Genomic DNA, 14868 nt, shown 5'->3' with positions numbered 1-14868 from the left:
AAGAATGACTTTATCGATTGAAAAGGGATCACCGCTTGAGCATGCAGAGAAATTAGCACAAACCCTTATGAAAGCGTATACTCCGATTGAGCTGCCGCCAGCTGGAAGATGGCATTATCATCAAGGGGTTTTCCTTTGCGGCGTCATGAAACTATATGAGGCAACAGGGAACGAGGCGTATTTCGATTATGTGAAAAACTATGCGGACTCACTCATTGATGAGTTCGGAAATTTATTATTTCGCAGGGATGAGCTTGATGCCATTCAAGCAGGACTCATTTTATTCCCTCTTTACGAACGAACGAGAGAGAAGCGGTATGTGCTGGCGGCCGAGAAGCTGCGCGGACTTTATCGTACGCTAAACCGCACGTCTGAGGGCGGATTTTGGCATAAAGACAATTATGCTTATCAAATGTGGCTCGATGGTCTCTACATGGGCGGTCCTTTTGCCTTAAAGTATGCTCAGCTTAAAGGTGAAGAGTCACTAGTGGAGATGGTCATCCATCAAGAGCATCTCATGAGAAAGCATACGAAAGATGAACAAACAGGTCTGTATTATCACGCGTGGGATGAACGAAAAACGATGCCATGGGCTGATCAAAAGACCGGCTGTTCCCCAGAGTTTTGGGCAAGATCGTTTGGCTGGTATGTCCTTGCATTAGCAGATATGATCGAGGATCTGCCCGAGCATCATGAGAGGCGGAAGGTGTGGAAGGAAACGCTGACAGACATGCTGGAAAGTGTGGCAAAGTACCAGGATCAAAAGACAGGTCTCTGGCATCAAATCATTGATAAAGGAAATCACAGTGACAATTGGCTTGAAAGCTCAGGGTCGTGTTTATTCATGTACGCCATGGCAAAGGCCATGAATGAAGGGTATGTGAGCCTCCGTTATGTTGATCATGTGGTCAGAGCATATCAAGGCTTGATTCAGCATAAGACGGCTGAGAAAGAAAATGGTGATTTTACCATCAATGATATTTGTATCGGAACATCTGCGGGATTTTATGATTACTACGTTGGAAGAGAGCGGAGCACAAATGACTTGCACGGGGCAGGCGCTTTTATTATGGCGTTAACTGAGCTAGAAAAGCTGTCTGTTTTTCAAAAGGCATGAGGAGGCAAAAAAGAGCCGTCGTATGGCTCATCAGTTTCATCGCTGCCATTTGTTTATCTGCCTGTCAGGGGAAAACAAACGGGATCGATGTCCTGATTTTTTCTGATATGTCAAAGGGAATGAAAGATCAATTAGTGGAGAAGGCTTTTCAACCGGAACAAGAGACTTATAGCGTCCACATCTTTCCGGCGATTCCTGAAAAGCTTCTTGTTGAAATTACCTCAAAAGAGGGGGACGTGATGCTTGTTCCAGAAGAAATGTTTAGAACGTATGATGATCCTGAAAGCTTTCAGCTGCTGGAAGAGATGAAAATAGGCGATCAAGCAGCAGGACCATATACGGTCGAGGACAAAAAGACAGGGAAAACGGTCGATTATGCAGTTCAAATTAATAAAGGAAAGAAAAAACTCAACGGCTATACCTTTCAATTACACCGAGGTATGGTCGCCTTCATTCCCGTGTATGCTGATAAGTCGGAAGAGGCACTGTCTCTTATGAAACAGCTTCGTGAAAACCAATAGAAAATGGGGTGGGGAATGTGAAACGGGTCGTGATTTGCGGGTTGAGCCATCGTGCGTTCAATATGTTTATTCAACCGCTCACAGAGGATTTCAATGAGCATTATCGGATTACAGGCCTCCTCGATATAGATCATCAGCGGTATATACTTTGTCAGGAGCGTTTTCCGTCACTCCGGGGCGTTTCGTTTTTTCATGAAGATGCATTTGATCAGATGGTCAAAGAAACAAAACCAGATATCGTCATTGTGGCAGGCAGGGATGACACACATGTCACATATATCATGCAGGCACTTGACCATGATCTAGATGTCATCACCGAAAAGCCGATGGTGACAACAGCAAAAGACGCCAAAAAAGTGATGGAAAAAGAAGCGGAAAGTAAAGGGAAGGTCACGGTCACCTTTAATTATCGCTACAATCCTTTCCATCGAAAGGTAAAAGAACTGATTCTAGACGGGAAAATTGGAAGGGTCACTTCTGTTGAACTGAGCTGGCTTATTGATACGTATCATGGTGCTAGTTATTTCAAAAGGTGGAACCGTACACGTCAATTTTCTGGCGGACTGTCCATTCATAAGTCGACGCATCATTTTGATCTGGTCAACTGGTGGATTGATCAAAAGCCGAAGCAAGTATTTGCCTACGGGGCGCTGAACTATTACGGCAGTGAAAGCCCTTGGAATCCCTTGCAGGGGGAGGAAAATAGATTTTGCGGAACATGTCATGTGAAGGATATATGTCACTATGAAGCAAGGTGGAATCCGCGGGTTGAGCGCTCGAAGGTGGAGGACGACCATATTGAATCCGGTCAGGAGCAAACGCAGCAGTACTCAAACTATCGCCCGGATGCGTGCATTTTTGATCAGGAAATTGATATTGAGGATACATATGTGGCGTCAGTCGCTTATGATCAAGGGGCTCTGCTCAGCTACTCGATTCAATTCTCAGCCCCATATGAAGGCTACCGTCTGGCCATTAATGGGACGAAGGGGCGTATTGAAACAAATGAGTTTCATGTGCCATCAAGAATTCCTTTTCAATTCCCAGAACAAACAATTTCTTATTACCCGATGTTTGGATCAAAGGAGACGATTGAAGTCGTGAAGCAGCCAGGTGGACATGGAGGCGGAGATCCTCTGCTATTGGCTGATTTATTTATAGGAAAAGATCCCTTGATTGACTATGACATCTTAGCAGGAGCAGAGGCTGGTGCTTATTCGATTGCTCTTGGGGAAGGCATGTGGCGCTCTGTTACAGAAAATCGCCCAATTGAAATCGATGAATTGTTTCATAAAGAGACGGTGTAAAGAGAAAGAGAGGAGGGGAAAGAGATGGATCATGATGGTTCAATGAGCAGAATGCTGAGGATGTGTGAGTGGGTGATGAGACTCGCCTATACGAATTTGTTATGGCTTTTGTTCACCATTCTAGGCCTTGGCGTTTTTGGCTTGATGCCCGCGACCACTGCGTTATTTTCCGTGATGAGAAAGTGGATTCAAGGTCATGAGCAAGTCAATATACTCCGCACTTTTTGGAAGGTATTCAGGGAGGAGTTTGTACGCTCTAACATCATTGGAGTGGTGCTATTCATCATTGGAACGATTATTTATGTCGACCTTGCTTATATTTATCCGACGAGCTGGCTTTTACATGTGCTTCGCTTTGCTATATATATTTTCGGTTTTCTGTTTATTGTGAGCTTATTTTATATTTTTCCGCTGCTTGCTCATTACGATTGGAAAAAACGTCTCTATCTGAAATTCTCTCTTCTGCTTGGTGTGTCATATTTGCAATATACACTCTCTATGCTTGTTTTCTCGGCTGTGCTGTTTGTTCTGTTTGCTTATTTACCGGGAATCGTGCCATTTTTTAGTGTGAGCATACTCGCCTACGGTCATATGTGGCTGGCCTATCAAGTCTTTAAAAAGGTAGAGTTTGAAATTGAGCACGAGACAGCAGAAGTGAAAAAGCGGCTGCCCTCTTTCCTTCAATCGAAGCGGGTGAATACGCAGTGAAGTGAATCATTTGCTATAATGGTGTCACCGTAATGAAAAGGAGAGATGAGAGTCGTGTCAGTGAAAGAAATTTCAATAGAAGAATTAAAACAAAAGCTGGAGCAGGAAGATGCCATTCAGCTTGTCGATGTACGTGAGGATGAAGAGGTAGCAGAAGGGATGATCCCGGAAGCTATTCACATTCGAATGGGCGATATCCCTGAGAAGCTGGATGCATTCGATCAAACGCAGGAATATTATATTATTTGCCGCTCTGGTAAACGTAGTGAAAATGTCTGCTATTACCTAGAAGATCAAGGCTACCAAGCAACAAATGTCGTTGGCGGGATGCTTGCTTGGACAGGAGAAACAAAACCGAAGCTGTAATTAGAAGGCCTTTCATCTTAACGATGAAAGGTTTTTTTGTTCATATGCCTCTCTTTATGTGCATAAAGATAGAGTAGCGAGAGAAGGGAGAGTGGCATAGGTGCTAAAGGTAGCTGTATTTGATGAAGAGCATGAGAAAGATTTGCAGAGCGAAATTAATCATTTTTTAAAAGGAATGGATGACGACCAAATCATTGACATCAAGTACAATGTAGCGGTGATCTGTGAGCAGGGAGGAGAACAGCTCTACTGTTTTTCTGCACTCATTTTATATAAAAAATAGATGGCATCAAAAAAGGACCTGCTTGAAGGGTCCTATTTCTTTGGTTAGCTGGCGTCAATATATAACCGGTGCTTGTTGCAGTGAACACATTGAAAAAGATAGCCTTGTAAGTCTCCTCCGTTGACGAGCCATTGCTTTAGGTTCTCTTTCGTTAATCCTTCGCCGCTGCAAATGTCTTCGATATCCTCGGCGAGTTCTTCCTCTAGATGTTCAATCTCTTTCCAGCCGACATACTGGACGATTGCGCAAAAATCTCCGCAATGACTTAACCAATATTCCTGCTGCCATCCGCGATAGCCTGGCGTTCTGAAGATCAGCTCATCGATATATTCCTCTTGATCGACGTCATCACAGCTCGCATCGTCTTGAAAGGTTCCATTGTATTTTTTCGCCGCTGATCCATCTTTAATGCACCAAGGACAAATTCCCTCCACATCTTCAACAGTATAAAAAGGGCCATGGTACACATAATCTCTTTCTTTCTCACAAACAGGACATGTCGTATGCTCTTTTTTGATCACGTTTAACGAAACTGGATCTGGGTTGTACTTGAACGTAGGTAACGTCATATAAACCTCCATTATGTAGAAAGTGATGATTCATCATTATTTTAAAGGAATCCTCAAGCTCGCGACAATCTTAAATTGTATATATAGAAAAAAGCCGTTCGGATAAGGAACGGCTTTTTCTCGCTTGCGATTATGCTTTTTTTACTCTTGGACTTCTTGGTTTATTGACTTGATTGGTTTGTTTGATGATTCTTCGTTCATCATTTAGTGATTTATACAGCGAGACAATCATCAATATAATGACAACGGAGAACGGCAAGGCTGCGAGCTTGGCTGTATTTTGCAGGGCTTCAAGTCCCCCTGAAAATAAAAGCACAGCAGCAACAGCCGATTGGATAATGCCCCAGCTGACTTTGACACTGCCAGAAGGGTTCAATGATCCGTAGGTTGTCTGCATTCCAAGCACAAATGTAGCTGAATCAGCCGATGTAATAAAGAATACGGCGATTAAAATGAGTGCCAGTATCGATGTAATCATCGCCAGCGGATATTCATTCAGTACACCGAAGAGCATCGTTTCAGTTGAAAGACCTGCAACATCGACAATATTCTTTTGCTGTAAGTCCATTGCAGATACACCGAAAATCGAGAACCATAGGAAGACTAGGATGGAAGGAGCGACTAAGACACCCAATAAAAATTCGCGAATTGTTCGCCCGCGTGACACTCTAGCGATAAAGATCCCGACAAATGGTGCCCAAGAAATCCACCATGCCCAATAAAAGATTGTCCATCCATTAATCCATTCTCTCTTTTCAGGATCATTGGGAGATAGACGGAAGCTCATTTGAACGATATTGGATAAGTATTGTCCAATCGAGTCAGTAAATGAATTTAAGATAAAAACAGTTGGACCTACCAAAAGTAAGAAAAACATCAGAACAGCTGCTAATACCATATTGATATTACTTAAGTATTTAATGCCTTTTCCAATCCCGCTTAAAGCAGATGCAAGGAAAAGCACCGTCACAATGATAATAATGATCAATTGTGTACTAAAGGCAATTGGAATATGAAAAAGATAATTCAATCCACCATTTATTTGTGCCGCACCTAATCCTAGGCTTGTTGCAACACCAACCACAGTTGCAAATACCGCAATACAATCGATGGTTTTACCGATCCATCCGTGAATTTTATTTCCTAAAACAGGCTGCAGTGTTGCACTGATTAAACCAGGTGCATCTTTTCTAAATTTAAAGTAAGCAATGCAAAGTGCAACAATGGCATAAATAGCCCATGCATGAAGCCCCCAGTGGAAAAAAGTATAGCGAAGGGAATCGCGGAAGGCCTGCGCAGTTTCAGTCTCCCCTGTTGGTGACTGAATAGCATAGTGGCTGATCGGTTCAGCTGCTCCGTAAAAAACAAGACCAATTCCCATACCGGCACTAAATAGCATAGCAAACCAAGAAAATAAACCAAATTCAGGCTCTTCCCCCGGTTTTCCTAGCGTAATCTTACCGATTGGGCTAAAGATAAAGAATAGACAAAAGCCGACAAGCAGTGATACCACTAACAAGTAATACCAGCCAAAGTCATTTGTAATGTATGTTTGAATTTGATCTGTGACATTTTGCAATGTGTCTGGAGAAAACGCTCCCCACATCACGGCAACAAATGTGATCGCAATCACAATCCAAAATACACTTGATACGTTTTTCACACCATCTCACTCTCCTGTTGTTCTACACGTTTAAGCAGAGGACTTCGCTTAATATCCCCTAACTCAACTTATTTCAAACAAAAAGAGGCGAGCTTCTCACTCGACCTCTACTTTACCGTAACATGTTTTGCTTCCATTTATCAACTATCGATATGGGAAGACGATTTTTCCTCAATCCGTTTGCGAAGACGGTAGACATATTCTTTTAAACATACGGCGAAAATGGTAAACGCCAAAACAATGGCGACTTTTAACGGGGTAATGGACAGCTTCAAGAAAACAGCGGCTGTCAAACTGATAACGACCGCAAGAACAATCGGTAATGCACGTCTGATCATTGATCTCTCTCCTTTGCTTCTAGTGCAGCATTCATGCCGGCAAGCCTGCCTGTCACAAGTGCTGATGTGATATTGTAGCCGCCTGTGTAGCCATGGATGTCTAAAATTTCTCCACAGAAATAAAGACCGGACATTTTTTTAGACGCCATTTTCTTCGGTTCAATTTCCTTCACAGAAACGCCGCCTCCTGTCACAAACGCTTTGTCCAAGGATAGCGTACCATTTGCATGCACAATAAAATGTTTGCAATCATGGGCAAATGCACGCAGTTTATCCTTGGCTAGACCAGAGAATGTGTCTTGTGGATCAATCCCGTTCCGTTCTAACAGAAACAATAAATAGCGTTCTTGCATCCAAGACTTGAGGACATTTTTAATGGCTTTCTTCGGTTCATTTTTAAGGTCACGATAAAGCTTCTGGAACAGCTCCTCGTCATTCAGCTTCGGATATAAGTCTATTTGCAGGCGGACTGTTGGCTGTTTTTTCAATTCCTTCACAACAAATCCGCTGCATCTAAGAACAGCTGGACCTGATAAACCAAAGTGAGTAAAAATCATATCCATGACATGTGTGACGACGGGTTTTCCTTTTTTATTTAAAACACTGACAGCCACACTTCTTAAAGAAAGACCTTGAAGCACTTTTTCTTTAATAAATCGTTCATCGGATGTGACCGGTACCTCTGTTGGGAAGAGCTCTGTAATGGTATGACCGGCTGCTTCTGCCCATGCATAGCCGTCACCAGTAGAGCCGGTATGTGGCACACTTTTTCCGCCGACAGCAATGACGACAGACTTACTTGAAATTTTTTCATCATTATTTGTAACAATTCCAGCTGCTTGTCCGTCTTGATACAGAACTGTTTTAATTTTTTCGTTCGTTCGAATGGTGACATTGAGGGCGCGGAGCCTGTCTAGAAGGGCATCCACAACAGATTGTGCTTTGTTTGATACAGGGAACATACGTCCATGGTCTTCTTCTTTTAGTTCAATGCCAAGGTTTTCAAAAAACGAAATAATATCCTCGTTGTTGAACTCAGAAAATGCACTATATAGAAAACGGCCGTTTCCGGGAATATGTTTGATGATTTCTTCTACTGGAAGGCGATTGGTGACGTTACAGCGTCCGCCGCCAGAAATGGCCAGCTTTCTGCCAAGTTTGTTTCCTTTGTCAATTAACAGAACAGTCGCACCGTGCTCTGCTGATGCAATCGCGGCCATCAGCCCAGAAGGTCCGCCGCCAATGACAATGACATCATAATGTTTCATGTTACATTCCTCTTTCTACTTTCAGTCATTTTTCTATTATAACGAAGATTAGGGAAGGCTGAAATATGAATTGATTGGTTTTGTGACTTCCGTATTGGATTTGTTACCTGTGTATTGAATTGATGTGGTAAAATAGTTAAGTTGAATATTCATTAGAAAAATGGTGGTTAAGCGCATGTCTAATAAACTGCTTCGTGGTACGTTGGTTTTAACGATAGGGACGTATCTCTCTCGTATTCTTGGTATGATTTATTTAATTCCATTTAGCGCAATGGTTGGAGCTACTGGTGGTGCGCTATTCCAATATGGATACAATCAGTATACGATCTTTTTAAGTATCGCTACGCTTGGTTTTCCAACAGCGGTATCAAAATTTGTTTCCAAATATAATGCGATCGGCGATTATGAGACAACAAGAAAAATGTTCAGGGCGGGTATGTCGGTCATGCTTGTCACCGGGATGATCGCCTTTTCTATTTTATATTTGTCCGCACCGATTTTTGCCAAGATTCAGCTTGGCGGATCAAATGAAACAGGCGGTTTGACTGTCGATCAAGTAGTATATGTGATTCGAATGGTCAGCTTAGGTCTTTTGGTTGTACCGATCATGAGTCTTGTACGCGGGTTCTTCCAAGGACACTCCATGATGGGACCGACAGCTGTTTCCCAAGTGATTGAACAGCTTGTCAGAATCATCTTCCTATTAACGGCAACGTTTATTATTTTAAAGGTGCTTGACGGCGGGCTTGTCATTGCTGTCGGATATGCAACATTTGCGGCTCTGATCGGTGCATTTGGCGGTTTATTCACGCTTTATTTATATTGGCTGAAGCGGAAGGACAGGCTCTTAGCCATGCAGCCGAATACAGGCGCTCACTCTGATTTATCTTATAAGCAAATGTTTACAGAGCTGTTTAGCTATGCGGCGCCGTATGTGTTTGTTGGACTTGCGATTCCTATTTATTCTTATATCGATACAAACACAATTAACAGAGCCATGATTGCATCCGGACATCAGGATATTAGTACAGCGGTATTGTCCATTGTGACGTTATATTTACCGAAGGTCGTGATGATTCCTGTGTCACTTGCCACAGCGTTTGGCTTAACATTGATTCCGACGATTACGGAATTATTTACAGCACGTAATTACAAGCTGCTCAATAGACAAATTGATCAGACGATGCAAGTCATTTTATTTTTCGTGCTGCCTGCTTCATTTGGTATCTCGGCATTGGCTGGACCGGCTTATTGGTTTTTCTATCCGTCTGTTCATCCTGAGATTGGGATTTCCATTTTGTTCTGGTATGCACCTGTTGCATTATTGTTTTCTTTATTCACCATTAATGCAGCGATTCTGCAAGGGATCAACAAACAAAAATTTGCGATCGTCAGTCTTTTGTTAGGGATCATTATTAAAACGGTTCTGAACATCCCGCTAATCAGCTGGCTGCAAGGAAATGGTTCTGTATTGGCAACAGCATTAGGCTACAGTGCGTCCATCTTGTATATGTTTATCATGATTAAACGCCATGCCGGCTATTCGTTCCGCAGAATTTTCAAACGTTTTATTCTCATTGGTATTTTAACGGCGATCATGGCTGTCGTGGCATATTTGACAAGTCAGCTTGTGAACCAAGTAATTTCTTATGAAGACGGAATTTTACAAGCGGGTATCGTCATTTTGATTTCCATGATCACTGGCGGCGGTGTGTATATGTACTTGTCTTATAAGGTGGGATTACTAGAGCGTGTACTGGGCAGCCGTATGCCGAAATTTTTAAGAAAAAAGAGTTAAGAAGAGGTAGATATTCATGAGGCTTGATAAATTACTTGCTAACAGCGGCTTTGGTTCAAGAAAAGATGTGAAAAAGCTTGTCAAAGCCCGGGCGGTCACAGTGAATGGAGAAGTGGCAAAGCAGGTGAAAGATCATGTTGATCCATCAAATGATGAAGTACTCGTACACGGAGAGCGTGTAGAATATAAAGAATTCATTTACTTAATGATGAACAAGCCAGACGGGGTGATCTCGGCAACTGAAGATCTGCGGGATGAAACGGTTGTCGATTTACTTGAGCCGGAGGATATCGCAAGGGAGCCATTCCCTGTGGGGAGACTGGATAAGGATACGGTCGGTCTCCTTCTCCTCACAAATGATGGACAGCTTGCTCATCAATTACTTTCTCCAAAAAAGCATGTGCCAAAAACGTATGAAGTTCATTTGAAATATCCTTTAGGAGATCAAGACATTAAGCGTCTTGAAGAGGGCGTTGTCATCTTAGATGATTATCATACGAAGCCGGCGAAGGTGGAAGTAGATGCAAATGAAGAGGAAGATACACGCATCCGTTTGACGATTACTGAAGGGAAGTACCATCAAGTGAAGCTGATGGCGCAAGCGGTGGGAAATGAAGTGATCTTTTTAAAAAGGCTCTCGATGGGGGCAGTCTCTTTAGATGAAGATTTAGCACCCGGAGAGTACCGTGAATTGACGGATGAAGAATTAGACAGCTTAATGAATCGTGAATAACGTAAGAACAAAAGAAAAGAAGACAAAGGGCTAAAATAAAAATCATTTTAGCCCTTCGTCAACAATTTGCAAAAGAAAAGAACCGGCATATCGCCGGTTCTTTTTGTTATATGGACAATTCATTATACGCTTAAGATGATATTTTTACTTTTTTTCTCGTTGTTTCCCATTTGCCTCTGCTTGGACTATGAACAAGATCGTTATAGGCAAGCACGTTTAAGTCTCTTTGAATGGTTCTAGGTGTGATCCCGAATTCATCAACCAGCTCTTGTGTCGTCACAAGACCTTTCTCTTGAATGAACATATAGACTGATTTGATTCGAGTCATCATACGGTTTGTTGAAGGTTTCAAAAAACCACTCCCTATCAATAAGATCGGATGGACTTGACTAACCACAACTTACTACACTAAAACTGCGAAATAAGGACAAGCAACAATGGTAAATGTTCGTGTTTCTTAATGTTTTATTCTATTATACACGTTATTATGCATCTAGTTCCACCAAAAAGTCAACTTTACGTGTTTTTAAACTTGTCTTCATGAAATAAAATATGGTATATATCATGATTTGAATCCGGTTACAACCCAATAATGATAAGGGATGCGATTGAAGCTGACATTTTCAAATTCCGAAAAATAAACACAGAAAATTTACAAAATAAAAAATTCAGTGAAGGCAAAAAGGCACATTCCATGTGAGGATGTGCCTTTTTTGTTTCTGTTATCCTTCTAAGAAAAAGAGCTGAATGAAAAATAAGACCGCAAAGATGAGAACAAGCACATGTACTTCTCTCCATTTCCCTTTTGCCAATTTCACAAGCGGATATGAAATAAATCCAAGTGAAATTCCTGTAGAGATACTAGAAGTCAGCGGCATCGAAAGAATAACAAGGAAAGCAGGGAATGCCTCGTCTAGTTCGTTCCAGCGAATGCGTGACACCGAGTTCATCATCAAGCAGCCAACAATGATTAAAACAGGTGATGTGATCGATGGTAAAGAAGAAATAGCTTGAACGAGCGGGCCAAAAAATAATGCCACAATAAACAGTGCAGCGACCGTTAAAGACGTCAGCCCAGTTCTTCCGCCAGCAGCTACTCCTGATGATGATTCAATATAAGCAGTGGTTGGGCTTGTACCAAACATAGAACCAACCGTCGTTGCAGCAGAGTCAGCAAGCAGGGCTCTGCGCACTTTTGGCAGCTGGCCATTTTTCATTAATCCCGCTTGTTCGGCAACGCCGATCATCGTGCCTGTTGTATCAAAAATCGTCACCAGTAAGAAGGAGAAGACGACAGCATACAAATGATGAGAGAACACGTCACCAAAGGCAGCGATTGGATTTGTAATCAGCATGCCTTCAGGCAGTGCAGGGATGTCCATCAGTGTTTTAGGGAAATGAAGCTGGCCGGTTGCGAGCGCAATCAATGTGGTCGCTAACATGCCGATAAACAGTGCACCATTTATTTGAAGCACCATTAAAATAACCGAAATCATTAAGCCGACAAGCGTTAAAATGACAACAGGCGAGCTTAAATTGCCAAGCTTCACAAGGTTTTCTGGATCAGCAGCGATGATCCCAGACTGACGAAGGCCGATAAATGCAATGAAAAGCCCGATTCCTGCTGTAATACCGTACTTTAAATTATCTGGAATGGCTTGAATCAGTTGTTTTCTAAGGGATGTTAACGATAAAATAATAAAGAGTATACCAGCAACAAATACCGCACTAAACGCTGTTTGATAGCTGATGCCGCCACCGCCGACAACGGTAAAGGTGAAATAGACATTCAGCCCCATGCCTGGTGCAATGGCAATCGGATAATTTGCAAATAGTGCCATCCAGAGCGTACCGACAACAGCAGCGATGATTGTTGCAGTAAAGACTTGGTCAAAAGGAATACCTGCTTTTGAAAGAATTCCCGGGTTGACGGCAACAATATAGACCATAGTAAAGAATGTCGTCATACCAGCGATTATTTCTTTCTTTATGTTGGTTTGATTTTCTTTTAACTGAAACATAAAATCCTCCATTTACGAACATTATCACAAAACAATTAATATAATATTCGTTTTAAGGGTGGATTGCAACCTTTTTTCAAGGAGGAATGGAAAAATGAATTGGGAAGCTGAAGTAATACGAAAAAAAGACGACTTAATTCAGGACACACAATCTTTCTTACAAATTGAAAGTGTCCTTGATGAAGAAGGCGGCAAAGAAGGAAAGCCATTTGGTGAAAAAGTCGATGATGCCCTGCAGTATATGCTGAAAAAAGGGGAAGACGAAGGCTTCACAGTCAAGAATGTCGACGGCTATGCAGGTCATATTGAATACGGAGAAGGCGAAGACATTGTAGGTGTGCTGTGTCATGTGGACGTGGTGCCTGCTGGCGACGGCTGGACAACCCCGCCATTTTCAGCTGACATCAGAGAAAATAAAATCTTTGCACGCGGGGCTATTGATGACAAAGGCCCAACCATGGCGGCATTTTATGCGCTGAAGATCTTAAAAGATACTGGTCTGCAGCTGTCGAAAAAAATTCGAATGATCATTGGAACAGATGAAGAAAGCGATTGGCGCTGTGTGGACCATTATTTCAAGCATGAGGCGATGCCGCAAATCGGATTTGCACCAGACGCCGATTTTCCGATTATTCATGCGGAAAAAGGGATTATTGATGCCACCCTGTCATTTACATATCAACAAACAGCGAATCATCAGCGCTATACGCTGAAGCAATTTACATCGGGTATGAGGCTCAATATGGTGCCAGATGAGGCAGCTGCTACTGTGACTGCTGCACAGGCACACGATGCTGAATTAATAAAAACAGCTTTCGAAGCCTATCTTGCTGATCATCAATTATCTGGTGAGGTAAAAAGCGCAGCGGATGGACTGCATTTTACATTAAAAGGGGTATCTGTTCATGCCATGGAGCCGGCGCATGGGACAAATGCGGGCATTCATATGGCGAATTTCTTATGCGGACACGAATTAGATGAGCAGGGACTTGCCTTTACTTCCCAAATCAACGTTTTATTTGATCAGGATACAAGAGGACAAAAGCTGGGAATTGCTTGCAAAGATGAGATTAGTGGAGATTTGACGTTGAATGTTGGGACAATCCGCTATAAACAGAATGAGGAAGCAAAGCTAGGGTTAAATGTCCGCTATCCAGTGACAGCAAGCGGCAAGGACGTCAAAAAAGGAATTGAAAGCATCAAAGGGGCGGCTCTTCTAAAATTCGAAGACAGTCCTCCGCATCACGTCTCAAAAGATCATCCGCTTGTGAAAACCTTGCAGCGGGTATATGAGGAACAAACGGGAGATCCTGCAAACCTTATTGCCATTGGGGGAGGAACGTATGCGAGATCTTTAGAAGCAGGCGTTGCCTTCGGACCTCTATTTCCTGGCAGACCAGACTGCGCCCATCAAAAGGATGAATATATTGAAATTGATGACTTACTGAGAGCAACAGCTCTTTATGCACAAGCCATGTATGAATTAGCAAAATAGAAATTGGAAAAGAGAAGAGGGGATTCACAGTGAAAAAAATGTTCTTATGCTCTTCATTCAAAGACAGCTATTCTCTCTTATCTGACTTTGCGGGTGAATCTTTAAAAGGAAAGCGCGTGACTTTCTTTCCAACGGCAAGTGCTGTAGAAGAAGTCACGCACTATGTAGAGGCAGCGAAGGAAGCCTTTCAGCAATTAGAGATGCAGATTGAGACTGTGCAGATAGATGAACAGTCCGCTGAAGAGATCGCACAGATGATCAAACAAAATGATGTGATCTACGTTTCAGGAGGCAACACTTTTTATTTATTGCAGGAGTTAAGAAAGCATCGTCTCGATGACGTCTTGAAAGAAGAAATCAACAACGGCAAGCTGTACATCGGAGAATCTGCGGGGAGTATCATCATAGCGCCAAGCATTGAATATATCTCCCTGATGGATGAACAAAAGAAGGCGCCGGAGCTTTCATCATTTCAAGGTGTCAATGAAATAAGCTGCTATCCAGTACCGCATATGCATAATGCCTATTTAGGCGAGGCTGCGCAGCAAATCACAGAGAAGTATCAGCAGACGCTCGATCTATGTCCGCTTACTGATGAACAGGCTTTACTTATCAGAGGGGAACAGGCTGAGGTGAAATCTGTCAAAATATCTTAACTGTGAAATGAAGAAAAAGGAACAG

At 42.5% G+C, this 14868-nt stretch carries 16 protein-coding genes; 10 read left to right on the top strand and 6 right to left on the bottom strand.

The genetic code is table 11. The features are described from left to right. Positions 1-4 precede the first annotated feature (4 nt). The 6 genes from MHH61_RS03530 (at position 5) to MHH61_RS03505 (ending at position 4302) form a co-directional block, all read left to right on the top strand. On the top strand, positions 5-1117 hold the full coding sequence (locus MHH61_RS03530; RefSeq protein WP_125587179.1) for a glycoside hydrolase family 88 protein: 1113 nt from the start codon (positions 5-7) through the stop codon (positions 1115-1117). Beyond that, positions 1114-1638 carry a lipoprotein YteS gene (locus tag MHH61_RS03525; RefSeq protein WP_125587178.1) on the top strand — a complete coding sequence of 175 codons (525 nt, stop codon included), beginning with the start codon at positions 1114-1116 and terminating at the stop codon, positions 1636-1638. Before MHH61_RS03530 ends, MHH61_RS03525 begins: the two co-directional genes overlap by 4 nt. Positions 1639-1655: 17 nt before the next feature. Continuing rightward, positions 1656-2945 (top strand): Gfo/Idh/MocA family protein, encoded by a 1290-nt coding sequence (locus tag MHH61_RS03520; protein WP_125587177.1) that lies wholly within the window; start codon positions 1656-1658, stop codon positions 2943-2945. A gap of 24 nt (positions 2946-2969) precedes the next feature. Beyond that, a complete protein-coding gene (locus MHH61_RS03515) occupies positions 2970-3653 on the top strand; it encodes a YesL family protein (protein WP_125587176.1) in 684 nt (227 codons plus the stop codon). 54 nt (positions 3654-3707) lie between these two features. Further along, positions 3708-4019 (top strand): rhodanese-like domain-containing protein, encoded by a 312-nt coding sequence (locus tag MHH61_RS03510; RefSeq protein ID WP_024424882.1) that lies wholly within the window; start codon positions 3708-3710, stop codon positions 4017-4019. Between the two features lie 100 nt (positions 4020-4119). Further along, a complete protein-coding gene (locus MHH61_RS03505) occupies positions 4120-4302 on the top strand; it encodes a sporulation protein Cse60 (protein WP_024424881.1) in 183 nt (60 codons plus the stop codon). A 44-nt stretch (positions 4303-4346) separates the two neighbouring features. Here the strand turns inward: MHH61_RS03505 and MHH61_RS03500 are convergent, their stop codons facing one another. From MHH61_RS03500 to MHH61_RS03485, 4 genes are all read right to left on the bottom strand, one after another. After that, positions 4347-4871, bottom strand: a complete 525-nt coding sequence (locus MHH61_RS03500) for a CbrC family protein (protein WP_024426197.1) — start codon at positions 4869-4871, stop codon at positions 4347-4349. Positions 4872-5001: 130 nt separating this feature from the next. After that, entirely contained in the window at positions 5002-6477 is a 1476-nt protein-coding gene (locus tag MHH61_RS03495) for a BCCT family transporter (protein WP_175579188.1), read from the bottom strand. 197 nt (positions 6478-6674) lie between these two features. Further along, entirely contained in the window at positions 6675-6872 is a 198-nt protein-coding gene (locus MHH61_RS03490) for a hypothetical protein (protein WP_024424878.1), read from the bottom strand. Beyond that, complete coding sequence (locus MHH61_RS03485; protein ID WP_125587175.1) at positions 6869-8140, bottom strand: NAD(P)/FAD-dependent oxidoreductase; 1272 nt, start codon at positions 8138-8140, stop codon at positions 6869-6871. The genes MHH61_RS03490 and MHH61_RS03485 overlap by 4 nt, the downstream gene beginning before the upstream one ends. 175 nt (positions 8141-8315) lie before the next feature. Between MHH61_RS03485 and MHH61_RS03480 the strand changes: the two genes are divergently transcribed. Together MHH61_RS03480 and MHH61_RS03475 are read left to right on the top strand one after the other, a co-directional pair. Then, on the top strand, positions 8316-9938 hold the full coding sequence (locus tag MHH61_RS03480; protein ID WP_025092401.1) for a polysaccharide biosynthesis protein: 1623 nt from the start codon (positions 8316-8318) through the stop codon (positions 9936-9938). 16 nt (positions 9939-9954) lie between these two features. Then, positions 9955-10671, top strand: coding sequence for a pseudouridine synthase (locus tag MHH61_RS03475; protein ID WP_024424876.1), 717 nt, complete (start codon positions 9955-9957; stop codon positions 10669-10671). A gap of 130 nt (positions 10672-10801) precedes the next feature. On the opposite strand, the gene MHH61_RS03470 is transcribed toward MHH61_RS03475, so the two are convergent. Together MHH61_RS03470 and MHH61_RS03465 are read right to left on the bottom strand one after the other, a co-directional pair. Continuing rightward, positions 10802-11023, bottom strand: coding sequence for a DeoR family transcriptional regulator (locus tag MHH61_RS03470; protein WP_008356419.1), 222 nt, complete (start codon positions 11021-11023; stop codon positions 10802-10804). A 370-nt stretch (positions 11024-11393) separates the two neighbouring features. After that, positions 11394-12692, bottom strand: a complete 1299-nt coding sequence (locus MHH61_RS03465; RefSeq protein ID WP_024424875.1) for an NCS2 family permease — start codon at positions 12690-12692, stop codon at positions 11394-11396. 94 nt (positions 12693-12786) lie between these two features. Between MHH61_RS03465 and pepV the strand changes: the two genes are divergently transcribed. Both pepV and MHH61_RS03455 read left to right on the top strand, forming a co-directional pair. Beyond that, a complete protein-coding gene (pepV, locus tag MHH61_RS03460) occupies positions 12787-14187 on the top strand; it encodes a dipeptidase PepV (RefSeq protein ID WP_125587174.1) in 1401 nt (466 codons plus the stop codon). 29 nt (positions 14188-14216) lie between these two features. Continuing rightward, positions 14217-14843 carry a Type 1 glutamine amidotransferase-like domain-containing protein gene (locus tag MHH61_RS03455; protein ID WP_125587173.1) on the top strand — a complete coding sequence of 209 codons (627 nt, stop codon included), beginning with the start codon at positions 14217-14219 and terminating at the stop codon, positions 14841-14843. Positions 14844-14868: the final 25 nt, after the last annotated feature.

It is taken from the genome of Bacillus sp. FSL K6-3154 (assembly GCF_040869395.1).
Lineage (GTDB): Bacteria > Bacillota > Bacilli > Bacillales > Bacillaceae > Bacillus > Bacillus safensis.
The sequence above is the reverse complement of the archived record's forward strand: the minus strand, read 5'-3'. Positions and strand labels throughout refer to the sequence as shown.